Annotated in this window: 23 protein-coding genes, 4 pseudogenes and 1 other annotated feature; of the genes and pseudogenes, 8 read left to right on the top strand and 19 right to left on the bottom strand. The window is 56.5% G+C overall.

What is annotated here, in order from left to right:
* Positions 1–15: 15 nt before the first annotated feature.
* The 11 genes from LDO41_RS30960 to LDO41_RS30910 all read right to left on the bottom strand — a co-directional run bounded on the left by LDO41_RS30960 (position 16) and on the right by LDO41_RS30910 (position 6,493).
* Positions 16–360 carry a hypothetical protein gene (locus tag LDO41_RS30960; protein ID WP_223995235.1) on the bottom strand — a complete coding sequence of 115 codons (345 nt, stop codon included), beginning with the start codon at positions 358–360 and terminating at the stop codon, positions 16–18.
* A 16-nt stretch (positions 361–376) separates the two neighbouring features.
* On the bottom strand, positions 377–1,525 hold the full coding sequence (locus LDO41_RS30955; protein ID WP_223995233.1) for a TyeA family type III secretion system gatekeeper subunit: 1,149 nt from the start codon (positions 1,523–1,525) through the stop codon (positions 377–379).
* Positions 1,526–1,561: 36 nt separating this feature from the next.
* On the bottom strand, positions 1,562–2,224 hold the full coding sequence (locus LDO41_RS30950; RefSeq protein ID WP_223995232.1) for a FliH/SctL family protein: 663 nt from the start codon (positions 2,222–2,224) through the stop codon (positions 1,562–1,564).
* Positions 2,221–2,850 carry a type III secretion system domain-containing protein gene (locus LDO41_RS30945; protein ID WP_223995231.1) on the bottom strand — a complete coding sequence of 210 codons (630 nt, stop codon included), beginning with the start codon at positions 2,848–2,850 and terminating at the stop codon, positions 2,221–2,223. Before LDO41_RS30945 ends, LDO41_RS30950 begins: the two co-directional genes overlap by 4 nt.
* A complete protein-coding gene (sctJ, locus tag LDO41_RS30940; RefSeq protein ID WP_223995230.1) occupies positions 2,828–3,586 on the bottom strand; it encodes a type III secretion system inner membrane ring lipoprotein SctJ in 759 nt (252 codons plus the stop codon). The genes LDO41_RS30945 and sctJ overlap by 23 nt, the downstream gene beginning before the upstream one ends.
* Positions 3,583–3,918: a hypothetical protein gene (locus LDO41_RS30935; protein WP_223995229.1), complete on the bottom strand. Its 336-nt coding sequence runs from the start codon at positions 3,916–3,918 to the stop codon at positions 3,583–3,585. Before LDO41_RS30935 ends, sctJ begins: the two co-directional genes overlap by 4 nt.
* Positions 3,919–3,982: 64 nt before the next feature.
* A complete protein-coding gene (locus LDO41_RS30930; protein WP_223995228.1) occupies positions 3,983–4,270 on the bottom strand; it encodes a DUF1039 domain-containing protein in 288 nt (95 codons plus the stop codon).
* A 1-nt stretch (position 4,271) separates the two neighbouring features.
* Entirely contained in the window at positions 4,272–4,493 is a 222-nt protein-coding gene (locus LDO41_RS30925) for a hypothetical protein (protein WP_223995226.1), read from the bottom strand.
* A gap of 2 nt (positions 4,494–4,495) precedes the next feature.
* The gene (locus tag LDO41_RS30920; RefSeq protein ID WP_223995224.1) at positions 4,496–5,221 is read right to left on the bottom strand and encodes a helix-turn-helix domain-containing protein; all 726 of its coding nucleotides are present in this window, start codon (positions 5,219–5,221) and stop codon (positions 4,496–4,498) included.
* 455 nt (positions 5,222–5,676) lie between these two features.
* Complete coding sequence (locus LDO41_RS30915) at positions 5,677–6,156, bottom strand: hypothetical protein (protein WP_223995222.1); 480 nt, start codon at positions 6,154–6,156, stop codon at positions 5,677–5,679.
* Positions 6,157–6,175: 19 nt separating this feature from the next.
* Entirely contained in the window at positions 6,176–6,493 is a 318-nt protein-coding gene (locus LDO41_RS30910; RefSeq protein ID WP_223995220.1) for an EscE/YscE/SsaE family type III secretion system needle protein co-chaperone, read from the bottom strand.
* A gap of 334 nt (positions 6,494–6,827) precedes the next feature.
* Between LDO41_RS30910 and LDO41_RS30905 the strand changes: the two genes are divergently transcribed.
* Complete coding sequence (locus LDO41_RS30905) at positions 6,828–7,550, top strand: response regulator (protein WP_223995218.1); 723 nt, start codon at positions 6,828–6,830, stop codon at positions 7,548–7,550.
* Between the two features lie 220 nt (positions 7,551–7,770).
* Entirely contained in the window at positions 7,771–8,487 is a 717-nt protein-coding gene (locus tag LDO41_RS30900) for a hypothetical protein (protein ID WP_223995216.1), read from the top strand.
* 34 nt (positions 8,488–8,521) lie between these two features.
* Here the strand turns inward: LDO41_RS30900 and LDO41_RS30895 are convergent, their stop codons facing one another.
* Positions 8,522–9,169, bottom strand: coding sequence for a hypothetical protein (locus LDO41_RS30895; RefSeq protein WP_223995214.1), 648 nt, complete (start codon positions 9,167–9,169; stop codon positions 8,522–8,524).
* A 416-nt stretch (positions 9,170–9,585) separates the two neighbouring features.
* On the opposite strand from LDO41_RS30895, the gene LDO41_RS30890 reads away from it, so the two are divergent.
* A complete protein-coding gene (locus tag LDO41_RS30890) occupies positions 9,586–10,905 on the top strand; it encodes a hemolysin family protein (RefSeq protein ID WP_223995212.1) in 1,320 nt (439 codons plus the stop codon).
* 127 nt (positions 10,906–11,032) lie between these two features.
* Here LDO41_RS30890 and LDO41_RS30885 read toward each other — a convergent pair whose 3' ends face one another.
* The 3 genes from LDO41_RS30885 to LDO41_RS30875 all read right to left on the bottom strand — a co-directional run bounded on the left by LDO41_RS30885 (position 11,033) and on the right by LDO41_RS30875 (position 14,717).
* The gene (locus tag LDO41_RS30885) at positions 11,033–11,482 is read right to left on the bottom strand and encodes a hypothetical protein (RefSeq protein WP_223995210.1); all 450 of its coding nucleotides are present in this window, start codon (positions 11,480–11,482) and stop codon (positions 11,033–11,035) included.
* Positions 11,472–12,038: a hypothetical protein gene (locus tag LDO41_RS30880; protein ID WP_223995208.1), complete on the bottom strand. Its 567-nt coding sequence runs from the start codon at positions 12,036–12,038 to the stop codon at positions 11,472–11,474. Before LDO41_RS30880 ends, LDO41_RS30885 begins: the two co-directional genes overlap by 11 nt.
* Positions 12,039–12,146: 108 nt before the next feature.
* Positions 12,147–14,717: a hypothetical protein gene (locus LDO41_RS30875; RefSeq protein ID WP_223995206.1), complete on the bottom strand. Its 2,571-nt coding sequence runs from the start codon at positions 14,715–14,717 to the stop codon at positions 12,147–12,149.
* Positions 14,718–15,814: 1,097 nt separating this feature from the next.
* Between LDO41_RS30875 and LDO41_RS30870 the strand changes: the two are divergent.
* Positions 15,815–16,099, top strand: a pseudogene (locus LDO41_RS30870) (hypothetical protein); the annotation flags it as partial.
* Positions 16,100–16,176: 77 nt separating this feature from the next.
* Positions 16,177–16,473, top strand: a complete 297-nt coding sequence (locus LDO41_RS30865) for an IS66 family transposase (protein WP_223995204.1) — start codon at positions 16,177–16,179, stop codon at positions 16,471–16,473.
* Between the two features lie 69 nt (positions 16,474–16,542).
* Here the strand turns inward: LDO41_RS30865 and LDO41_RS30860 are convergent, their stop codons facing one another.
* Positions 16,543–18,681 (bottom strand): hypothetical protein, encoded by a 2,139-nt coding sequence (locus tag LDO41_RS30860; RefSeq protein ID WP_223995202.1) that lies wholly within the window; start codon positions 18,679–18,681, stop codon positions 16,543–16,545.
* A 319-nt stretch (positions 18,682–19,000) separates the two neighbouring features.
* Here LDO41_RS30860 and LDO41_RS30855 point away from each other — a divergent pair, with 319 nt between their 5' ends.
* Together LDO41_RS30855 and LDO41_RS34415 are read left to right on the top strand one after the other, a co-directional pair.
* On the top strand, positions 19,001–20,161 hold the full coding sequence (locus tag LDO41_RS30855) for a hypothetical protein (protein ID WP_223995200.1): 1,161 nt from the start codon (positions 19,001–19,003) through the stop codon (positions 20,159–20,161).
* A gap of 206 nt (positions 20,162–20,367) precedes the next feature.
* Entirely contained in the window at positions 20,368–20,502 is a 135-nt protein-coding gene (locus tag LDO41_RS34415; protein WP_223995199.1) for an IS3 family transposase, read from the top strand.
* 193 nt (positions 20,503–20,695) lie between these two features.
* On the opposite strand, the pseudogene LDO41_RS30845 reads toward LDO41_RS34415, so the two are convergent.
* From LDO41_RS30845 to tnpC, 3 genes and pseudogenes are all read right to left on the bottom strand, one after another.
* A pseudogene (locus LDO41_RS30845) lies at positions 20,696–21,130 on the bottom strand (IS3 family transposase); the annotation flags it as partial.
* Positions 21,054–21,171 (bottom strand) — a sequence feature (AL1L pseudoknot). It overlaps the preceding pseudogene by 77 nt.
* 158 nt (positions 21,172–21,329) lie before the next feature.
* Complete coding sequence (locus LDO41_RS30840; protein ID WP_223995198.1) at positions 21,330–22,490, bottom strand: hypothetical protein; 1,161 nt, start codon at positions 22,488–22,490, stop codon at positions 21,330–21,332.
* A gap of 182 nt (positions 22,491–22,672) precedes the next feature.
* Positions 22,673–23,366, bottom strand: a pseudogene (tnpC, locus tag LDO41_RS30835) (IS66 family transposase); the annotation flags it as partial.
* Positions 23,367–23,521: 155 nt separating this feature from the next.
* Here tnpC and LDO41_RS30830 point away from each other — a divergent pair.
* Positions 23,522–23,663, top strand: a pseudogene (locus LDO41_RS30830) (IS5/IS1182 family transposase); the annotation flags it as partial.
* Between the last annotated feature and the right edge of the window lie 476 nt (positions 23,664–24,139).

Below are 24,139 nucleotides of genomic sequence, written 5' to 3'. Positions count from 1 at the left end.
CGTCGATGCGGGTGGCTAATCTGGATGACTGTCGATCGTGTGCCTCAGGCTTTCCACATATCTGCGCTGAAGCTTTACGATTCGATACCATGCCTCGGCATTGCTGCCAGCAGGCAGGAATGCCGAGACCACCAGCTGCATATCCGTGCAGAAGAAGCGCATCGGTAACCCCTCGGAGTGTTCCGGTCTCCAGCGCGAGGCGATCGTCCGCATATGCGAGTCGCGATCCGAGGCTTCGATGGACATGGCGGTGGAAATCAACATCCGCTCCGCATGGAGTTCGAAAATGACGTTCAGGCCGCGATCGGCGAGTTCGATATGAGGCGCGGCAATGACATCGCGTACCTCCATCAACTTCATGAGGCACTCGATGTTCCTACGATTGCGCAGGTCCATGCGTCCCCTCGGTATGACGTTCCCTATCCTGCAGCCCATTCGGTCGGTCCTCCATAGGAGGGGCCGTGCCGTGTGCAGCGATGGCTGCTTGGATCGCATCGACGATCTGCTTGCGCTGATCCGGGTCACGGAAGCAGGTATCCGGAAACATTTTGAACAGGCGGATGAGTTCGTGCAGGAGTGTGATCTTTCGCTCCTTCGTCAGTTCAACTTCCGTCAGTTGGTTCTCGATCCATTCGTCGTAAATGGAGAACTGATCGATCATGCGGATGACCAGATGCAGGATGAAGTCATCCGTCAGCCCCGGTGTATCGCAGTGCATGACAATGGCCCCGCATGCTTCATCGAAGCCGAGGAAGACGAGGAGCCTCCGCAGATCCTTGATGACGGCGGCTAAGTGCGCGCCCTCCGGTGGGTCGTTCTCAAGCCCAGAGAGCTCCGCCCCGAGGGCCTCGATTAGGATCCCGATCTTCTTTCGGCGATGCGGCACTTTGCGCAGACGGTCGAAAAACTTGGCGAGCTCGCCGGTGCTGGTCATGGCGCGCTGATACAACGCCTTCATCTGCGTGGTGTAGTTTTGATCGATAGTACCGAACTCGAGCCAGCCGAGCAGGCCGAAATCCCAGTCGGATCCGTCCGACAGAATGCGGTCGAGCTCACGGTCGAGCCGCATGCGGCGCCTGCCAGGCGGGCAATTCAGGGCTAAGCTCGACACGATCAGGGCCATCGCGGCCGGCTGCAGCGACTTTCGGCGCAGCGAACGCATGACGACGTCGACATCGTCGTCCTCGGGCGCCATGCGCATCAGGTCCTCCATACGCGGATCGCGCAATTGGATCATCCTGCGTGAAAGATGGTTGACGACGTTGCGCGAGAGCAGCGCATCGTTTCGGCGTTGGCCTTTCAGCAGAGCGCTGAGCTTGGCATTGTGGATGCTCGCGTACGTAGGGCGCCCTATACTTGCGGCCGCGAGCGTCTTGGCGGCCATCTCCATGGCGGAAGTGGCGGAACTGACCTGGTACGGGCGACGCAGGCTGGAACCCGCATCGCGCACAGTGGCGTCGGCGACCGGTGTTACCGGCGTCGATGGAGCTGAGGAGTACCGGTTGAAATTGACGAGATTGGTCATAATATTCGCGCGTTCGCGTTGCCAGGGGGCGTGTATCTACGATCGTTCAGGCGGGGCGCTCAAGGTATCGAGTAAAAGCCTGAGATGCGCGTCCAGATCCAGTGCGATGTAGAGGTACGGACTTTCGAGTCGGGCAGAGCCGGGCGGCAATGACGCGTCGATTTGGATTGCGATCCCCCTCGCCGGAGCGGCGCCCACGGCATGGCGGACCACTTCCGCGTCACAGGTGGAGACAAAAATGGTGAGAGATTCATGGACCTTCACCCGATCGAGCTCCGCTGCCACGCGTGCCGCGATCAAGGCGCCACGGTCGGCCTCGCCCGCGAATTGCACGACGACGCGGCGGACAAGGTCGCGACATTGCCGCTCCACCCGCCTTGCCAGCGTTTCCTCGATGTGGTCGGCGTGGACGGTCCAGCGTAGGGCCTCGGCCGCCGCCTCGTGTGCCGCCGCCACCGCAGCCTCGTTGGCCCGCGCGATAGAGGCGATTTCGGCTTCGACCAGGCGTTCGCGCGCCTGGCGCCGGGCGTCGGCGCGCGCGCGGCGTGCGGAACACAGGATGCGCGCGGCTTTGCCGCGCGCGCGCGCCACAATGGCGTCTGCCTCCACCTGAGCGCTAACCGTTTCCCGGGCCACTACTTTTCCGGCAGGGGACGCATCCAGTTGGAGGGTGGCAATACGGAGCTTGAAGATGTTCATAGGAACCTGCTTAGGCGGAATAATGCCTCCGCCCCGTCGGTGTCGGGCGGCAGCGAAGCATGGGCGGCCGGCGGCGGAAAGCGAATGGCAAGGCTCTGCCACGCGGCGCAGGCACCGTGATCACGCTGCATCCAACTCGTGCCCAAGCCTAGCAAAAGGCCACACATACCCGAGAACACAGAGAAGGGCTCGCTGACGGTGCGTTGCGGCGTGAGGATGGCGAGCTGATTCAGCGCCTGCTCGTCCAGCACGACGGCAAGCTCCTCGCGAACGCTGCGCATGTGCAGCAGGCGTGGTTGCCCTAGCGCGTAGAACCCCATTGCCGCGAGCAACCCCGGCAGGCGCGTTTCGAGCTCTAGCAAGCGCCGCTGGCTTACGCTGAGGGCGGCCGGAAGCGGGCCGGAAGGAAACCCGCGGCGCTTGACGATGAGGCGATCGATGGCGCGTCGGCAGGACGCGGCGCTGTGGTAATCGATTCTCCACGCGGCAAGGTCGAGTTCGTCCCACCACTCGCCGCTCAGAAACGCCCCAGGCTGCCAGCCGAGCACGTGAAGCCTCGCAACCCCCGGGCAGATCTGTCGGGTTTCGCGAGAAGGCGGCACATCAGCCTGCTTGTTTGAGCTCATGCTTCCCTCGTTTGCGTACGACGGCACGGAGTCCCGCGCCGAAGGTGACGATAAGCATCAGCGAGAGGGCGGCGGCGGAGGCCGCTGCGTATGCGGGGTACTTTTGCAGGATCTGTCGCCAATCCCACACATCGGCCTTCGCCTGCGTCGCGTTGCTATAGCGGTACTCCGCACCTTGCATGACGACGCTGACCTGGTTCGCCGTGATACCCGGGACACCATCGGTAATGAGGCTGCGGATCTGGACTTCCTGATTAGCAAGGTTGAATTGCGGCGAATATTTGATGAACACCGCGGCGGATGGCGTACCGGAGAGCTTGCCGTTCTCGTCCACCTTCTGAGCGATGGTGACGCGCGCCGCAATCACGCCGTCCATCGCAGAGATCATGCTTTCCAACTGCTGTTCCTTGAGCATGACCATCTTTGCGCGCTCCTGTGCGGGAGAGGTCACCAGTTGGTTTGAGGGGAAAAGGTCTTCGATGCCGAGGCGTTTTTGCTGCGGCAGTCCGTTTTGGCGCAAGACCTCCACAGCGTTGACGAAATCGCCCTTTTCCACCCGTAGCGATACCGCGCCACCTTTCTCGGCAACCTTCTCCGCAGGAATGCTCCGCAGCAGTAGTAGCGCCATCATCTGATTAGCTTCAGTCTCGGGTACCGATGCGAGGAGTGTCACCTTGCAGCCAGCAAGTACCAGCACCGCGCTAAGCAGGAATAGTCGAGTGCGTACAGTGATCATTGCATCGACGTGATTTTGTTGATGCCCGTTGCAGCGGAGCCAAGCACCTTTGCAAGCACCACCATCTGTCGCGCCGCGCTCTGGGTGGATGCTTGCAAATCCAGCGTTGAGACGATGTCGGGAGCGCCGAGTTGCTGGACGAATTCCGGCGGCCGTGACGTGCTTCGTGCGACAGAGAGGACGTTGGCCACGAGCTCGTGCTCGGGTTTAGTCGCCTTCGCCGTCAACATGTCATTGAACGAATCAATATCGCTTTGCATCGGTGCTGTCGCGATACTGTTGCTTGCGACGGCCGACACACTTTCGACGGGTGGGGTAACGAGTGTTGACATAATGACTCTCCAGAGTCTGTGTGAGGGAGGTAAGCAGGCGGTCCCCCCGCCACAGCGCAAACGTTTATCGAATGAGCCGTGCTGTACGGCTGTGTGGATGACTGCTGTTCGATATGGCAAGCAGCGCAAGAGCCGCTGGATGATGGTGCTGGCCGAGCGATGCCTGTGCGGAAGCGCGGTCGCCAAGTTGGGTGAAGATGCAGAAGCTGCACAGGTCGCGCGCCTCTGCATCAGCAATCAGCAGGTCTAGCGACGATTGCATCGCGCGAGCTTCGTCCTGCAACCGCTGGCCGGCTGCCGCCATGGCAATTTCCGCCAGCAATCTACGTCGGTCCCGAGTGAGCGCGTCCATGTTAGTTGATGCTCGAAACGATCTTCATCTGCATATCATGCAGCGCTTTCAGCATCCCCGAATACATGGATGTCTTGATCTGGGTGTCGCCTAGCGATTCCTGGGCCGCAAGGAAGTCGATCGTCTCCCCTGTTGTCGCGGCCTGTTTCATAGCCGCTTCGCTGCGAAGTTGACTGTCCTTCACAGATACGTCGAGATAGCCAAGCAGGCTTTGATTTGACATGATCAATCCTTGTTGATTAACGTACTGCCATTAGGATACTGACGAATCCATCGCGGGCAGGCCGCGAATCTCCGCCTGAAACTTACGGTAAAATGTGAATGGCTATTGAAACCGCATTCCTCCGCTATATCGGTGATTTTCAAAGAGGTATGAAGCAGAAGTCGCTTTGCTTCTTGCAGGCGCCTCTCGAGTAACCAGTGCTTCGCAGATACTCCGAACTTCTCGTAGAAAAGCATATTGAGCTTTCTGACGGTAATACCGAGTTCTCGTGCGTATTGCTCGGTGGGCCACGCCGACATGCTGTTTGCTTCGACAAACTGGAAAAAGTCCCGGCTCCCGTCGACCAGATGATGAAGCAGTCGGGAAAAATATTCCGGTTCTTGGCTGAGGCAATAGGCATAGGCGAATCTGAGCATTGCCTGTGGTTCCACAGGGGCCAGATGCAACAGGACCTTCACTGTTGGAGCAGGCAGCGAAACGGCTTTTACCGGTGCGCGCCAGAAGGGCGTGCCGCTGCGATAGCTGGCGGTCAGTACGCCCATTTCGCTGTAGATTTGCTGAAAGATGCCTGACGCGAAGCTGTAGGTAGCGACTTCAGCGGATGGATCGATAACCTCGGATGCCGGATCGGCAAGCACCAAGGTGGCTCGGTCGATAGAGTGCAGGGTGCCTTTGAGGTCCAGCTTCCCCGGCTTGCCAAAAACCATCATCTTCACAGCAACCATCATTATCGCCCTCAGTTCGTACTATCCATGGTCGACAGGATCGCTCGAATATTCGCCCATGCGGATCAGGCAATCACCTGAACTTTACGTGGTTTAGACCCCGGACCAATCGGCTATTTTGCGCACGCGCAGACGCATCGAAATCTTAGAGGGTAGATGTTAGCGATGCTCAGATCAGTTGTTAATAAGCTATTGAATTAAGGATAAGAATATCTACAATTACGGAAGTTAAGTTGAAGAAAAGATATGTTTCGCGGCTTTACGTTTTCCGATTAATGGTGTTATTGTTTCGACAATCAGTCTATTGATCCTTGGCGCTGTAGGCCCTTGCCTGTTGTGTCTAAGGGAAGGGAAGGGAAGGGAAGAAGGGAAGGGTAGGTACGGGGCCGATCGAGCGAGCGGCCCGGAGAGTGGGGTGGGGGGAAGGGGTGTGCGCGGAGGCGGCCTGATTTGCGCGGTCAAACGCTTTCAAGCGCTGTGCAATGCGAGCTGTGAATCGCGAACTCGATCTCGACATCGCCATCGGATCGGTGGATAGCGCGGGCCCCGCGGCGCAGGTAGACGCGGCACAGGCGCTCTTGTAGCTGGCGCCCCGCACCTTGCGCGATAAAGGGTAGGATGCCCCGGACGACATCAATGCCGGTCAATGTCCCGTTAAGCTGGAGGACAAATCTGACGAATTGCCGGAGTGCTGAGCCGAGGCTTTCGGGCGTTTGGAGCGACCGGATCTCGCAGATCAACAGCGCATGGTCCTCGACGCGATAGATCAGCGCGAGATCGCCCAGGGTTGCAGAGCGGCCGAGCTCGAATTCCGTCTCGCCGAGATAGGCGATTTCCGTGGCGATGCCGCGATGTTCGAGATATCGCGTCACGGTGTCCGTGTTTGCGTCAGTGATCGCGACGGATGCCGGCGCGTGCGGGGATAAGTCGTGGTGCATGGGTGTCCCTGTCGACAACTCATAGGTAAGGATGAAAGCTCGGACGGGCGGCAAAACCCCTATCTTGATCACCCGAAGTGTCGCCATCAGGGCCTATGCCGAGATTGCCGTGCACGCGCACTTTGGTCATTCGCCGCGATATGCGGCGCACCGCTTGCAGTGCCGCGTCGCATACACCGTCCAAACGTTGGAGTTGCTCTCGCTCCGCGGGGATCTGGGGAGCGCACAATGCGGCGCGCACCTCATGTCGCATCGCGTGTAGTTCAGCGATGAGGAAACGGGCGTACCGCCCATCGATATCCTGGGCCAGTCGATTCTCTAGTTCCGTTGCGAACATGACGGATTTCACCTCTCGCTTGTGCATGATTACTACCCGAGAGGGTAAACGCGGCCAGTTAGAGGCGCTCTCGGGGAATCACCTGAAACAGGATGCAGGTCTACTGCGGGTATCTTGGCAGGTTGCGGAGACGGTGCTTTAGTGATTCTTCCGATACTTCAGTTTTTTTGTCGCGCTCTCGCATCGACGCTTCGGTGGGTAAGTTACTCCATGAGGTAGATGTCTCATTCTCTCCTCATTCTTGAGCCGTACGCTTCTCTCCATACAGCCTCCGGACACATGAAACGGTGCGCTGAAGGGTCAAAGAATTGCAAACGGAATGAAGGAGATGGAAATGGCTGACCTCAATGGACATACGACAGGACGCGCCGCAGGTGCCTATCACGTATCCGCGACCACGCTGTCCGACACGCGAAAGCGCGTCCTGCTTGTCGACCCTCACGCGGTCATGCGTGAGGGGCTCAAACTGATACTCCGCGAACTGGGCGGGACGATCGTGGTAGGCGAGGCCTCCGACGGCATTGAGGCCGTTTCGCTTTGCCAGAGTTTGCGTCCCGATCTTGTGATCATGGATCTCCAACTCAGCTCTCTTGATGGCGTCGATGCGATTGCCAAAATGCGCCGATCGCGCGAAGCGCTCTCGATCGTTGTTCTATCCGGCGTCGTCTCGGAGATCCGCGCGACCCAGGCTTTCAAGGCCGGTGCTCACGCATTTGTGCTGAAGCGAAGCGGATCAAGAGAACTGTCCTCCGCGCTGGCGGCGGTAAGTCGGGGCTGTAGGCACGTTGATCCTGCGATGAAGGCGGAGCAAATACAGGTCGATGGAGAATGTCTGTCTCCAGCGGGGACGGACAGTGCCACAAAGATCACCGTGCGCGAACGGCAGGTACTGAAGATGATAGCGGAGGGAAAGCGCACCCGAAGGATCGCGGAAGAACTGTTCGTGAGCCTGAAAACTGTCGAGACACACCGCATGAACGTTATGCGCAAGCTCGATGCGCATAACGCGGCAGAGGTTTCCTACTGGGCCAGGCGGTTCGGATTGATCGAGGTCTGACGTTCCGGCGACGGGACGAAGCTGGGCGATTGTGAAAAATCGGAAGAGTCCCGTCGGAAGTCGATAGTGGCGATCGGTGCCCGCCGTATAGTTCCAGGTTAGCGTGATGGCACGGCTACCCTGCCGCGCGGGCGCTTCGAGAGCCGCAACCAGCATGACGAGTACGCTAATTTCCTCTGTACCGAGAGCCGCGATTCTACCCGGGGAAGACTCCGTGATAGTGGCGAATAGCAAAAAGACCATCTTCGAGGCAGCGGCGATGTTCGAACAATGCATCGTGAAAGGGACGAAACTGGTGATGGACTTTCCCGATGATGAGCCCGAGGTCGACTCGCAGCTGGACAGTGCCGAAGGCAACGAAAGGGGGCTGAATTTCGCGGAGACACTCCTGCAGAAGGTCTGTCGAGCGTTCTCGAGCGAGCAGGATTCCAACTCTCTGGCGGATTGCCTGCTGGAGACGGTCACGCTATTCGATATGCTGGATCTTGACCGGCAGGCACTCACAAGCGCATCAAGCCGATACCGGTTCGATACGCCGGCGCATAAAACGATCACCTTCTCCGCATTGCAGGACGGAGTGCGTATCCACAAGGTCTCCGAATGGGACGAGTGCCATTGCATCGATCGATCACTTAAGACCAGGCTCCGTGCGGAATCATTATTGAAGAGCGATCTGACGCTAGACTTCCTGCCCGCCAAGGCAGGGTCTCGACACGGGCCGTTGTTGACGGTTGCCCTCGGCGGCTGGAGCTATATCGGCGACACAGAGATCACGAGACGTCTGGCTACGGCAGGTGACGGACGCACGCCTGGGGGATGCATGGTGCGCCTGCTAGCGGATTTGTGCGCACGGGGAGGCCTGCGTCTGGACATACGGGGGGCTGGGACGCAGCAAAAAGGGTGTCTTCCGCTTGCGTGTCAAGGAACGTATGCCTGACGACGTACATAAAACGCCCTGACGTTTGGCGAGACTAGCTGCGTGTGTCGGGCGAATGCCCCATCTCCCCCGCATGCCACATCGCGAACGTGATCTGGATGTCTCGGGAGAGAATCGCGACCTCAGCCGTGCCCGACTGGGTCATCGAGAGGGCTCGTTGGGTCAACCCAGTCGAGACTTCACGAAGAGATGTCTGACAACTCGCCAGCCCTTCACGCATGTAATCGGGTAACTGCACCCACGTGCGAAGCAGTTCGGCCGATTGTTCGAGCATGTCGCGCACGCCGTACAGCAGTGAGCGATGTCGAAACGACTGCGCATCGTTGATTGGCCGTTGCAGGGTGCTGCGACGCTCGAATTGGAGCTGGAGAAGATGGTCAGCCTGGCTGCACATCGCGCTGACGGCTAATGTGTCCGTGATCGAGAGCAGGCAGCGGTTAAACGACCGCTCTAGCATGTCATGTAATCCATCGGAGGGCGTCGCCGTGCCTAGCACTGCAGCGAATTGCTCGCACATGCGATCTATCTGCTCGTGACAACGCACATCGAATTCCTGCACCCTTCCAGGAACACGGGGCTCGTACGGAAGCGCTCCCGCCGTCGCATTGTCCCCATCGACGACGCGATGAATATTTTCGATGGTGGAGGCGAAAACATGCGTGAACAATTTCGGAGTAATCATAGCGTCGAGGAAATCTACTCGTTATGAGCGAATCTTACCGGAGAGAACCGCAGCCGATTGTTGGTGCACGGTGAGCTTGATAAAGCTAGCGAGATCATATCCAAGTGCCCTTGCCGCAGCTTCCGCACGTTGATAGTCGTCACGATGGAGCGAGATTTCTACTGTGTGTGAGTTATGGGCAAATTCCAATGACTCTTTTTTCATTTCCACATTCTCACGAAGAGGGTTAATAAGCATGAAACGCAGAGAACATGGTATGCCAGACGTTACAAAACTATCTAACAATAAAGCATAAGTTTTAGATTTGGAGTTTAGTAATTCTTAAATTTTATAGAATTTATCTGGCAGACCATGGTTAAGCCGACATTATGATGTAGTCTTTTTAAGCGAAAGATTAAAAAAGGTATCCAAAGACGATGGGCATTCTCATCCTCATATCACTGACTTTGATCAGTGCTTTCTTCTCCGTGTCGGAGATCGCATTGACAGCCGCGCGGCGTACTAAGCTGCAAATGCGAGCGGATTGCGGCGACCATCGTGCGGCGAAAGTGCTTTTGCTCAGGGAGCAACCTGGGCATTTCTTTACCGCGGCACAGATCGGGGTGAATAGCGTGGCCATCCTAGCGGGTGTGCTGGGGGAAAAGTACCTTTCCGACCTCGTACTCGATCTCGTGTCACCTTACATGGAGGCAGTCATTGCCCGTCGCACGGCGGACATCGTGGCGCTAGTCATCGTGACGCTCTTATTTATCCAGTTTGCGGATCTTGTTCCAAAACGCGTGGCGATGGCATATCCGGAGACGTGTGCAGTCATGGTAATCGAGCCGCTTCTCGCGATTCTAAAATTGTTGAGGCCACTCGTCTGGGCATTTAACTCGGTTGCCGACACGATGTTGCGGCTATGCGGCTTGAAGACCTTGCCCACCGACGACATAACGACAGCTGATATCGCGGCAATGGTAGATGCCGGCGCGGAAGCGGGGGTATTGCGCAAGCAAGAGCTTCATCTAATCGAAAACGTTTTCGAGTTGGACTCAAAGATCATCACGGCGGTGATGACCCCGCGCGATCAGGTCGTCTATCTGGGGCTTGAAGAGACGCGGGAGAGCGTGCGAAGTAAGCTAGTCAATCGTCCCCATGCCCACTATCCGGTCTGCGGCCGCGACCTTGATGAGGTGCTTGGCTACCTTAACGCCAAGGACATCTTGCGTCACCTGGTGTCGGAAGAGGAGGGGGCCGCGCTGGGGGCCATCGGGCACCTTCATGACAAGAATGTCCTTGTAGTTCCGGATACGTTGACGCTGTCGGAGTCCTTGACGCGTTTCCGGGAAACTCACGAAAGTTTCGCGGTAGTAATGAACGAATATGGGTTTATGGTAGGCGTGGTCACCCTCGACGATATCGTCGGCGCTTTGATGGGAGATGTGCTCTATTCGCATAGCGATGAGCAGGTCGTGCGGCGCGATGAGTCATCGTGGCTTGTGGACGGCGTCACACCGATCGGTGACCTTAAGAAGGCTCTCGGTACCGAGTCTTTGGCCGGTGAAGATTACGTTGACACCGCAGGGGGACTTGTCATCTATGCGTTGAAGCGCGTGCCAAAGAAGTCGGAATTCATAGTGATCGGAGGGTTCCGGTTCGAGGTGCTTGACATCGACAATCACAAGATCGATCAGTTGCTGGTCTCCAAAGTCGCGCCAATAGATCGCGGCGAGAAAGTTGTAATTTTGCCGTAAAATCGAAAGTCAGAATGTCTAATTGCATTAGACTGCACGTTCTTGGTGATGTTTCCCGTTCGACACCAAAGACCCTTTATGCCCACCATCCCGGTGGGCATTTTTTTAAGCACGGCAGTGGTTGGGTTTACATCCAGACGGCATCCGCTGTCTTTGCTTCATAGCAACACTCCTTCTGCTCAGGCAGGTTTAGTTTGTTGCATTCACCGGTTGAATCCACAATCGAGATAGGCCGTTGCGGTTCGTCGAGGAATCGCCACGGTGTGCTTACGCGATACCGCACCAGGGTGCCGGTGCCCGCGCCGACCTGACGCACCGACGAGTGATAGTAGCACTCGAGAAACGCCGGATACGGGGACGCGTACGGCATGACTATCGGACCAGAGCCGATGTGTAGCAAGCCGTCGAACGGGATCCCGGCGTGCTGAGAAAGCGGCGGGCCGGCAGCCCGCGACTCGGAAGGCTCGGGTCGGTCGAGGGAGTCCGCGCGCCCCTGGAGGGGAAGCAGTTGCAAAAGCGTCGCAAGCACGAGGCAGCAGAACCGTGCGGGCCATTGCATGTCGTAGTTACTGCGCATTGAAGCGCGCGTCATGATCGAAGCCCGATTGCAGGCGGAGTTCCGCCGATGGACGATAGGTACCCGAGGCATTGGAAAACTCGACGACCTTGCCCTGATTAAAGGTAACATAGCCGGCATAGGCAACATAGGCGGCACAACCGGATAGCTCGCCGTGATAGTTGTGTCCGTCGCTTCCGCATCCGACGCGTATCTCACCGCTCATCATGCGCACGAACATATAGTTGCCGTTGGCAATCGCCAGTCGTGGCTCAGCACGGTTGTTGTCGGCGACGACCCAGACACCATTGTCTAGCCTGATAGCGGTGTAGTGCCGACCGCCGTTCTCTAGTCCGGTATAGTCCCGACCGAGCGAGATTAGCCGCTGAGCGATCATCATCTGCACCCGCTCGGTCGTTGCAAAGCCGATGGGCGTGAACTGATAGGGCAAGCCGGGGCCATCGTCGGATCCCCAAACACCTGTTGTGGGATTTGCGAGAGCGGTCGCGTCACGATGTTCTTCGGAAGATGGACTCAGTATGGCAATGGAGTGCTTGAGCGGTCCGACACCATGCATGTCAACTCCTTTGGGTAGAGGAGGTCATAGTGTCATCGGCCAATGCCCAGCAAACTGTCGATTGTCGCCAATATGTTGAGATTTTTCACCGGCGGCCTAGGAGCGGAATCATCCCATTCCAAACCTTCTGGCGTCGATGGAGTTCTTGAACAGCGCACGTTGATGCCATTGATCATCCATCATGATGTTGGTTCTGCCTTCGGAATCTTGGTTTCCCATGACGCGAAATTTTTGAAACAGCCCTACAGTAATGGTGCTTTGGGTGTTAAGAGTTTTCTTATTGTCGAATTCGTCGATGGTCACGCCGAAATCCTTCATCCTGCTACGGATAGACAATTCATTCCAACCACCAGTGGATAGAATGCTGACCTTAGCACCGTAATTCTTCTGTTGTTTCAGAAATTCGATCATTTGAATATTGATGAATACGGTAACATCACCATATGAATGGTGTGTGAGTCTTGACTGGAAAAAATCTGCTGCAGACGCGTGTGGCGGCAACTTCCCCCGGTATAGTAGATTCTTGTCTACATCCACGCGATAGTGGCAGATTTTTGCGGGAGGAAGGTTGTCAATGGTAGGATTATAAGGGGATAGCGCCCGATAATCTGGATGATCCATGGAGGTAAGCAACATGCGGCTAAACTGCGATTGCGAAAGGGCGTGGCCGACCTCGACGCTATCGTCACCTCTGAAATCAGGGTCGAGAGTGTGAATCGCGGAAGCAATGGCTTGGTGAGCGTTTGATATCTCCTCATGTATTTTCATGAAGAGGGACCCCGCTGGCGAGTGAAGAACGTTATTCAACTCTCGGTAAGTGACAACTAGGCTGTCTAAGGGAATCCCGGATTTCGCGAGCTGAGAACCAACATCACGCAACTCGACGTCGATCTCCTCGCGAAGCGTCGTTGCATTGTCATTCGGCAATATACTCAGCGATGCCAACCGGCTCCGAACCATGGTCAACGCAAGATTGGCAATTGGCAGTGGTCCACGGATCCGTCCTATCAGGCTCGCATCCAGCGGAGCCCGAATGCTCATGATGAAGTGATCTGCCTCGTCGCGCTTACCTTCCGCGAGCAGCATGTTCTTCACTTTCGCATTACGAAGGCCTTCAAGATCGTCGTTGAGGGCGTCCAGCCTCCGGTTGCACTCGGAGAGCTTGTCGGACACGTTCTCCCTAGCTTCCATAGCGTCTTGGAGGTGACGGTCGTTACGTTCTAGCAACTCGAGTTGCTCCCTCGCTCGCGCTTGCGCGGTGAGGGCGTCGCGGTAGGCCCGCCGCGGGAGATCCATTGGCGGACCGTCTGCTATGGCCGTACGCAGTTGATCGAGAATCCTAGCTCGTTGCCCATCTGCTGCTTGCTGCAGTGCTTGACGCCCATCCCGGAGGCCTTTGAGCAATACTTCGTCCTCGTCGTCGGCGATGCCATCGCGGACGACGCTTTCAAGCTCGCGGATTCTCTCGTTCATCTTCTGGAGGGCGTCTCGGAGATCGGCGTCGCCCTTTCCACGCAGTTCGGCGTATGCCGCATCAATCGCCTTTCGTTGGATGCGCTCCGCCCTGCCAATGGTCGTGGCCAATTCCTTGTTATTGGGATGATCGACAATCCGGCGCCGGATCTCGTTGATGTGCCGTGCCATGTTGTCGTGCGTTCCCAGTAGCGACGCCCTGTCTGTTTTAAGCCCTGCTATGGCACGCTGCGTCAAATCGATTTCCCGCGTCAACGCCGCCACCCGCCAAGCCGCCGGCGTGATCTTTGGCGCGAGGTGTTGCTGTGGCGCAATTCGCCGCGAGTACAGCGTCGTAGTCCAGGCACTGTTGAAATGCTGTTGGCTGAAGTAATTCGCTGCTGCGTTTGGCCAGGCATCGTCCCCGCGGCTCTTCGCAAGCGCGGTGGTCTGGTCGCCGGTGACATTGCAGATTTCGAATCGGATGCCAGCCCGCGCGCAAAAATCGCTCAAGAGGTCTTTTATCAACTGCGGGAGCGATCTTGTCTGCGACGCTGACGAGAGTTCGTGGACCACCGGCGATGCGTCATCTCCGGAATGATGCCAATGCTTCAGCTTGAGGCCAAGCATTGGCCCGTATCGGGTCTGTTCGGCCGTCGTTGAAATCTCAAACACGATATCTGTTCTGAGGATAGGATCTCCATGGATCGGTGTGTGAATGCCGCGTCTATCCGCCACTTTTCCGTAACAGGTCCTCCACTCGGAAGATTTATGTATGCTAATCTTGCCTTTGCCATCGAACGTAACATTGACGGACTGACCGGCAGACGAGCCGAGACTATGGGATAGCGATGCCTTCTGTGCAGCTACAAGGTCCGCCTGCATGATGTCGGGCGAGATAATCGCTTTCACAATCGTCATGGCGATGCCGCCGGCGTTGGATTCTTCTACGAACGTCGGAATCAGTTTCTCGGCCAGATTGCGAACGACTTCTAGCCCCTTCTCCGCATTTGTCATGTGTGGATTTGAACGAAGGCTTTCGAAGTCCTCCTGTCGGCCATGGACGGAGACGCGCACGTGGCCCTCTACCACTCGTTCATACACCGATGCGTAGTCCACCATATCGTCGCCACGTGCGCCTTGTGATATGAATTCGGCTGATGTCTTCGCCAATACGTTGAGCATTCGCGGGGCGGTTGCCGTGCTGGCAAGATTGGTAAAGGTCATAGTATTTTGATAGATATTTGTTCAGATACGACAGAGAATGCTTTGCCGTTACAGCGTCAGCACGACAGCCGCTAAATGGTGGCTCTAACCACGGAATTTTCGATGCAAGACTAGCATCAGCGTGCTGCCTGCTTTATTGATAAAGGGCCCCTTACTGTATTAATTCAGCGGAGTCGCGTCGATGTCATCACGGCTCCTGCTGATCGCTACCGTCGGAATCACACGTCTGGCGGGCGAATCTTTACCGGTGGCGCCCGCAACCCGCCTCGTCCTTGGGAGCGAAGCGGTCGTGAGAAATAACTGGTCTGCTACGCCGCATCTACTCAACGAACCCACATTTCGGTCTCCTTACAGCGGCACACTAGGTACGGGCTCCCTATCGCCAACAGCCCCAACCCAGCCGGCGCCAACTCCGCTAAAACTGGCGTTCCGCTCTACAGGTCGTCGCCCATGCTTTGGCTATCCCACGGACCGCTTCTGTTCAACCGGTGGGGGCGACTTGGTTTCGACATGGTGGCCATTAGCTTCTAGTCACAACACGAAAGGCCACTCGCGTATGAGCGCAAATCGTTTAAATGCAAACGAACCGAAGTTCTCCAGATCGCAAACGCCTGATTGAGCGGCGTTTCGCCTTGCACCCGCCGCCCGGCTTCGGCTTGTTCGCGGCCCTGTTACTCGAAGTGCAAGGAAAGCAGTACACTATGTCGGGTCGGAGCCTCCGGCTCGCCATTGCCCATTGCGGTAGTGAACACGATCGGATGCCGGTCAGCGGACACCTGCGTTCTTTCTAACATCGGCTGACGCGGCTGGGTGACCCGCGTCGCGGGCGCGGTACAGCCTGCCCACACTGCATCAATGACATAAGACGGTACCTCGTCGGGCCGAGGCTGTCACATCAGGTGCGCAATGTATTTCCTATCAAGCCAACGCCAACGTGCTGTTCGTCAATACGGTACGGGCCGGGCCGTTGCGGTGTTCTGACGGTTTCGAGGTCCGATGCGACAACGGCGAGCCACTGCGCGTGGCGTTCACGCGGTCGACCTCACGCCCACAGCAATCGATGCTGCGCATGCTGACAGACCTCGCCACACTTCCCGATGCATCGCCCCGTTGAAGGCGATGGATCAACGCGCGAGACAGCGCACTGCGCGATCTCATGCGATCAAGATCGAGCAGCTCGAACTCAGCTCGAAGAACTGCAGAGCCACGAAGGCGTCGCCGCGGCAAGCGCGCCTCCCGCGCGCGATGTCGATGGCAACGGTGTACGCAACCCGCTACCGGCGCACCTGGAGCGTGACGATCTCGTTCACGCGCCAGCAGAGACCACGTGTTGCGCAAGTGGCGGCGCCTTCAAGGTTTTGGGTGAGGACGTCTCGGAGCAGCTCGAGCTCGTGCCGGCGAAACTACGTGTCATCCGACATCGCCGCGGAAGCTCGCCTGCACTGCCTGCGATCGCATCGTGCAGGCTCCCGCGCCCAGCCGTCCTATCGACCGCGGCATCCCCGGACCAGGATTGCTGGCCAACATCCTCGTCTCGAAGTTCCGCGCCCATCAGCCGCTGTATCGTCAGCGCGTTCGCTGGGAGCGTGAAGGGATCGATCTGCCCGAGTCGACACTGGGCGACTGGGTCGGAGGCTGCTCGGCATTGCTCAGCCCGCTGGTGGCCGCCGTCCAACGCTATGTGATGGGAGGCAACAACGTGCATACTGCGTTGAAGCCAGCATACGCTTCGGCTTGCACTATGACGTTTGCGTGAGCGGGTGACACCAGTTCATCGATCGCAGGCCGCCCGTCCTCTTCGTCAATTTTACGCTTCAATAAAAGATTACTTTCCGTACCATATGTGTTGGATTGATCTTTTTAAAGAATGTTTTGAATACGTTATTCCAACATTAAATTTTAAATCTGTAGAATTAGATATTTGATCGCATATTTTCTGCAACATATGGCGTTTACCTAGGCGAATTTTATTTCGCTCCAAAATGTTACCTTGACCGAACCGGCCGGAATCATTATCTATAAACCACACACCATTTTTCGCGTAAATTTCTCCACCAATGTATGCCGAACCGGCTTTCGTTGGATCGTTACGTTCGAGCGTTAATGTCGGATGGCCGTAGCGTCTTCCCAGGTCGTCTTTATATTCATATCCAATCGATATATCAATCGCGCCGGTTTCAGGGTTGGGTTTTGCGACCCAAATATATCGTAGATTTTCATCCAATATATTTTTTAATGTGAATTTTTCATGCCGTCCTCTGACTAAACTTGGCAAATCTACACGAAACCGATTTTTCTCAATTTCATGCGGCTTAATCGACGTCGGTTCTGCACAAATTGTGCGCGGCCAAATCGTATTGGGTTCCTGGAAGGAGTATTTATTTCGAGAGTTGATAAGCGACTTAATATTAGAGTTCAAGAAATTGAGCTCCGTGTCGCACTCGGACAGTTTTTCGGAGATGCCTTCCTTTGCTTTAATCGCGTATTGAAGATGCGCGTCGCTAAACTCTATCAACTCTAGCTGTTGCTTCGCTATTGCTTGCGCCTTGGTCGCATCACAATAGGCCTGCTGCAGATGATTTTCCGTCTGATCGACGGCCACGTTCCCGAGAAGCTGATCGAGAACCCTCGCATGTTGGGCGTCTGCTGCTTGCTGTAAAGCTTCGCGACCATTCAGAAGGTCATTGAGTTGTGCTTCGTCGTCATCGTCGGCAATGCCGTCGCGAACGACGCTTTCGAGTTCGCGAATTTTTTCGTTTCCATTCCGTAATGCGTCTCGGAAATCGATTTCGCCACGCTGCCGCAGCTGGGCGTAAGCCGTATTAATCGCTGTGCGTTGGCCCCGTTCACCTCTGCGAATGGCGCTGACTACATCCGCGTTTTCGGGATGAGCGGCGATCCCGCGCCGGATCTCCTGAATCTGCTGCGTCAAATTGTCGCGTGATTTCAGTAGTAAAACTTTCCTTTCTGTTAGTCCTGCGATCGTGCGGTCGATCTTGTTGATCTCCTGCGTCAGTGCTTCGGCCTTCCACGCCTGTGGACGCGCCATCGACGCCAGCTGCTGTCCCGGCAGTAATTTCTTGGCATGGAACGCTCCCGAGTTGGCACTCGTAAAATGGTCTTGGCCATCTCGTCCCCCGCGCACCTTTGATGCACCGACGTCACCGCGGCTTTCCGCCAGCGCTACCGCCTGGCCCCGCTTGAGCGTCCCTGTCTCGAACCGGATACCCGCGCGTCCACAGAAATCCGACAGAACGTCCTTTAGCCATTGCAGGAACGTCCGCTCCTGTGCAGGCGTCGATAACTCACGGGCGACCGGCACCGTGGCATCGCCCGAGTGGTGCCAATGCATGAGATCCATGCGCAGCATCGGACCATTTTGGGTCGACACCCCAGCCGGCGAGATCTCGAAGCGCATATCGGTCTTCAGCACGGGCTTGCCATTGAACACCGCATGATTGCCTTCACTGTCGGCCGCCTTTGCACGACACGTGTCCCACTCCGACGACTTGTGCAGGCTCACGATGCCGTCCTTCTCGGTCGAGATGTTGAGCGACTGCCGTGCCGGTGTGTCAAAATCATAGCTGCTCGACGCGCGCGTGATGGCACCGATGTCGGCATCCATCACATCCGGCGCAGTGATTGCCTCCACCACCTTGACGGCGAGCGCTTCTTTACGCTCGATGGAACCGGCGCCGATCAGCTTCTCGGTCAGTTGCCGGACGATCTCGAGCCCCTTCTCGGTATCATTCATCTTCGGATTCGAGCGAACCGCTTCGAAATCCTGCTGGTGGCCTCCCACCATGATGTCCACGCCATTGTTCGCCACACGCTGGTAGATTCCAGCGTAATCCACCATGTTGTTTCGATTGGCACGGCGCGCGTCGGCGGCCTCTGCCGATTGCACCTCCAATGCACTAATGATTCGAGGTGCCGTTGCCGCATTGCTCGTTGTGAATGTCATATAATAACCATTATATATTTATGTATATTAATAACTTTTCATGCTTGCCCGGTAGTTAACAACATAGAGATCCCATGTATCAGCATATTGCATCGTGATTGGAAATTGTCTTTCGATTAAGTTGATGAACTTTAGTAAATTCCTCAGGAGCCACATATTTTGACTGCCGCCTATTTTTATACGACTCAATGCATCACATACAACTATGCACTTTTTACGTTTTTTTCTTCACGAATGGTGAATATTTGGCGATTTTTCTACAATGTAAATTGTCATCGTCATCATAGTGAAGTCTTCAGACGATGACGGTGATACAGAGATGAGCATCGGTTTTACGGCGAATACGATCACGAGCGGCTTGAATGATCAACACCACCTGCATGGGATCAAGAACAGTTCTCTCTCCGCGAAAGAAGGCGTCGCGCTGGCGCTCAGCTTTTTTCTTCCCGTAGTAGGTCAACTTCTCTTCGTCGCTTACAAGGCTTACGATCGCAACCAGCAGCGGGATGCCATGGCTGACTTCTCCAAGGCACTTATCAGGGAGATCCAACATGTGAAACCGAATGCACAGTCTTGCTCGATTCAAGTTAATGGTGAGCCGGTGGAAATCTTGGAGGTCGAGGGCAGTGACAGCACCATAGGTCTCAAATTTTCTTATTGCGGTCAGGATGCTTTCCAGCCAGCCATGAGCCTGAAGGGGCTCACACTCAAGATTGCGGAAGACATGCTACACGGGCCGGGCGATTACGGAGCCAGCAAGCAGGACATTGCATGGACGTGCGCGACCATTTTTTCCGCGCCGGCGATGTTTCCCGAAGCTGTCAAGGACGCGGCAAACGATGCGCTATGCTCGCTGCTCTCCGAGCGATCGGGCATCTTTCGCCTCAAACATGTGCCGAGAATCACGAATCCCGCGGAGGCTCAGATCGTCGCACGGCTCGTTGGGCAGTGTCTGGCTACCTGTGAAGGAGCGGACTTGTCCGAGATCAGCCCGATGACCATACGGAATAAGATCCTGAAAGCCGGCAACGTTAGTCAACTTCTCGTGGAAACTTTTCGGGGGGGCGATGTAGAAGAGCCCGTTGAGCTGGATCGCGTGTTCGATGCCGGCCTTGCCGCGCAGGACAAGCAGTTATTGGCCAGGCTGAACGGGGGTAACTATGATCCGAAGACCTTGTTCGGCAACATTGGGTACAACCACAATAATGCGTACACGGCGTTCCATCACGCCCATCCCCTCGTGTTGTATCTGATCAGGGATTTTTCCCCGGCTTCGGATACGCGCGATTATGTTGCCGGCAAGAGCGACGAAGGAATGAATCAACTCGCGTTCGATGCGGCCCTGCAATCCTACGCGTTCTTCAATGCGAATGATGTGAAGATCTCGAAAGTGCTCACGAGGTTCTATACGGCCCACAATCAAACTCTTAACATCTCGGACCACGCGCAAAACCGAAACTGCGCGCTGTTGGGCCGGTAACGCCGACTCTCAAGCGCCGGGGTGAGGCAGGCGTCAGCATGCGGCTATTTAGACGCGGCAGACGCCTGACACAGATCAAAACCTTGAGATACCGGAGGCGTGCTTGTTGGCTCGAGCAGACGAAGAAGGGCTGGTGGTCTGCAAAACCTTGGCGTGTCCCGGATCGGGTACTCTACTAGTGGAAGGCCCGGCAAGGCAAGCCGGACATGCAGCAAGAAGCGTTGTTGGATCGGGTCAGACAAATCCATGACGACAGCGACCATGGTTACGGCAGCCGGCGGATGTCAGGCGAACTGCGCCGGCAAGGCTTGAGATTGGACTCCACCGTGCGCGCAGTCTGATACGGTTGGCGAATTGGGCGGTGCAGTTCAAGCGCGTCATTGCCACTCCCGAGGGAAGTCGACTGCCATTGCACCGAACCTATGAAGGCAGTGGGGACAGCTTCAAATTGCCGTGGTGCTGAATCTGTTCTCGCGACGAGTGGTGGGTTGGGCGTTCTCGGAACGTGCCGACACCGATCTGGTGACTCGGTCGGCCCTGCCACGTCGAAACGTAGGTGAAGAAACCCAGAGTTGGTTCGGCCGCTGGGCCCTGAACTGACGGTCGGCCAGGTCCGGCGGGCGCGCTACTCTCGCATCAGATGTCGTCGTGCGAACCCGCTTGCCGCAAATCGCGCGGCGCAAACTCTGCTGCTTCCTCATCCTCTCGACCGTGCAGCGCGCCACCTCGATGCCCTCCCGGTTCGTCTGCTTCCCGACCTTGTCAGCGCGGTAGACCTGCATATCGGCTTCCTGACTCGTCTGATCTTGGGCCGAAGCCACTCATCGCGTTCGGCTCGCGCGCAGCGCCGCGATGGATCGCGAAGCTGCGCAGCATGGCGCCGAAAGCCAGACGGAGCAATCTGCAAGACCTTGCAAATCGGCTCGACCCCGCGACATTGCGATGCTGATCGACAAAGGCCTTCAGGATTTAGGACCGTCAGGCGCGACTCCCATCGCGACAGGGAAGCGCTAATTGCTTCGGTCGATGCGCTGGCAGGGGGGCGGTGCCGGCTCCCCATGCCAGCTGTCTCTTGTCACTCCACGGCGATTACACGACGCTCGCATCCTTGATAGGGATGCTGAGCTATGCGGCTAACCGTTGGGTTACATCCGGTTGCTCGCTTGCGTCATGCATAGGCTCGAGGCAGTCGCTGCCACTCCTGGGTCACAGGAGGGGCTGACGGCGCGACCTGATAGGTGGCCGGAGGCAGTCGCTGCCACTCCTGGGTCACAGGAGGGGCTGACGGCGCGACCTGATAGGTGGCCGGAGGCAGTCGCTGCCACTCCTGGGTCACAGGAGGGGCTGACGGCGCCACCTGATAGGTGGCCGGAGGCAGTCGCTGCCACTCCTGGGTCACAGGAGGGGCTGACGGCGCGACCTGATAGGGGGCCGGAGGCAGTCGCTGCCATTCCTGCGTCACAGGAGGGGCTGACGGCGACGGCGCGGCCGGATAGGCGGACTGGGGCGATCGCTGCTGCTCTCCCGCCGCAGAAGCGGCTGACGGCGCGACTTCATAGCTGGCGTCAGGCGTTCGCTGCCGGGGCTGCGTCACAGGAGGGGCGGGCCATGAAACCCGCTCGAGCCGGATTGGGGTACCTTGCTCTCCGTTATGCTCTTGAAAGTACGCTTGCCGATAAAGCGAGATTTGCGCCACCGCCTCTTGAGGCCAGAACTCATATGGTGTATGTCCCGGCATCGTACATTCCAAGATCTTTCCGAGATCGCCGTCAACATGGTCCTTTGCGTCCGTCAATAGTCGGACAAGGCCATTTCCGGCCGATTCGACGAACTCGTCTTCGTCGTCTTGCATGAGGTCCCTCAACATCATGTCCGCCTTCAGTTGAAAACGTGCATCACATCGAGCTGATAGATCGAAAATCGTCTTATAGGCATACGTGGCACGCAGCAAATCCAGCGAATTCGAACCTGGAGAAAATTTTATAACTTCGTGTCCATCGACGCTTAACGTTACATCCCACGCTGCATGAGAGCCCCTGGTAGATGAACAAATAGATATGAAGAATTTATTGCGATCCTCTGGGTTGGCCATCTGTGAAAGAGCGGTGAAGGTTTTTAATCTATTTGCAGATTCACCTCCGTGGGTGGTTCCATCATGAAAATTATTTTTGTCAGAAAGTTTGTTGAGTAAGTCAACAACCGAAGCTTTCTTATCGCAAAGAAACAAGTCCTTTATCTTATCCCACAACGTCAATACTTTACTTGCATCGCCCCCAGACATCATTTTTTCAAGTTGAAGATGACTAAAAGTATGATTTCTTATATGCATGTTGTCTTTTCTTTATAAAGCCTGTTAAATTGTTAATTAATAATCAAGATGCGATGGCGCGGCTCGATGTGAGCATATATATGTATCATGCTGGAGAACACGATCTATAGGAAAACGCGAGGGGTTTTTTTAATTGAACAGTAAGCGCTAGTTTTGCCACACCTTGAGAATGCTCGATGGATTCAAGTAGGATGCGGCGGCGCGGTTTGTCGCTGGGCGACGTAAAACGGCAACAGGTCGCTGATGTCGGCATCCGGCGCGCGCTGTGGCAGTTCCTTTAGGACGTGGAGCAGGTAGGCGTATGGCTAGACGTCACAGGCCCTGCACGTAAGCATCAGGCTATAGATCATCGCGCTCGCCTTCGCGCCGGCGACTGTATCGGCGAAGAGCCATGCCTTTCTTCCCGTGCAGAATGGTCGGTTGTCTCGTTCGATTGGGTTGTTATCGATTAGCGCACGCCCATCGATAACATACCGACTCAGGTATTCCCACTGGTTGCGCGCGTAGGTAATGGCCTTGCCCAACAAGCCCTCCGGCAGCACCTGCGGCGCCTGTTCATCCAGCCACGCCTTGAAGGCGCTTAGCAGCGGCGCACTATGCTGCTGACGCAGCCGATATGTGTAGTCGACGCGCGTTTCGCCTTCTGGAACCTCGCCCTTGACGAGCGCCTCTAGCTGATACAGGGCCTTGAAGTAATCCAGCGCTGTCCGCAGGCGAGCGCTGGGCTTCTTCTGCCCTTTCTGCGCATCGACGAACATCCTCCTGGCGTGAGCCAGACAGCCGAAGTGGGTGGGTGCGCCAGGCGCCGTAACCGTCGGTCATCAGCATGCCCTCGCAGCCGGCGAGGAACGCCTGCGGATAGACCTGTCCGCGCCCACGGTACCGCGCGCTCCATCTCGTCAAGAAACACGCGCTTGCGCGTGCGGCGATTGCTCAGGTCCAGGCCAAGGTCGGTTTGTTTCTTACGCCTATTGTCGCTGGAAACGTTGCTCAAGCGTATTCGCTGACGCATGAGTTTTGAACACCATCCCTTACTGATCGCGGTCGAGCGGGCCAAGGACCAGATTCGGACGCGGTCGAGCATCCTCTCCACGTCGTCAAGACTCTCTTCGGTTATCGCAAGGTTCGCTATAAGGGCCTGGTCAAGAACCGGCGCAGTTGTTCAGCCCGTTTGTCTGGCGAACCTGGACTCGCCAGGAAGCTGTTGCTGGCTTCACAGGGGAGCAATCTATGCTGAGCGCGAAAAGCGCGCAAGCAAAGGTGCGAAGCGAGGCAAATATCGCCCTGAATTGGCCTTCTTCTCTCACATCACGAAAACCAAGCTCGCGCTTACCTGCATCACCAGCTGTCCGACCCCGTTGATCAGCGGTTCCCTCTAGGCCGCCTCCATTTTTTGGACCGTCAGGCGCGACTCTCATCGTGGTGCGGGGACTCGTCCCAACGACGCCGGATAGATTGGAGCAAGTAAGCTAATTACGAAGTCAGAATCAGCATTGCAAAAACGGACGGGACCATAGATTCTCTGAAGAATTGGACCCTCCACTAAACTAGGGGCGATTCGCTGGAGGAGGGCGCGATGCTTCAGCTAATCTAGTCCCCGCATTTTTGCCGGGCACCGGCATCAGTCACAAGATGGTTTATCTGCCGCT

Origin of the sequence: Cupriavidus pampae (assembly GCF_914271485.1) — a bacterium.
Lineage (GTDB): Bacteria > Pseudomonadota > Gammaproteobacteria > Burkholderiales > Burkholderiaceae > Cupriavidus > Cupriavidus pampae.
This window is presented reverse-complemented; position numbering and strand designations above follow the sequence as displayed.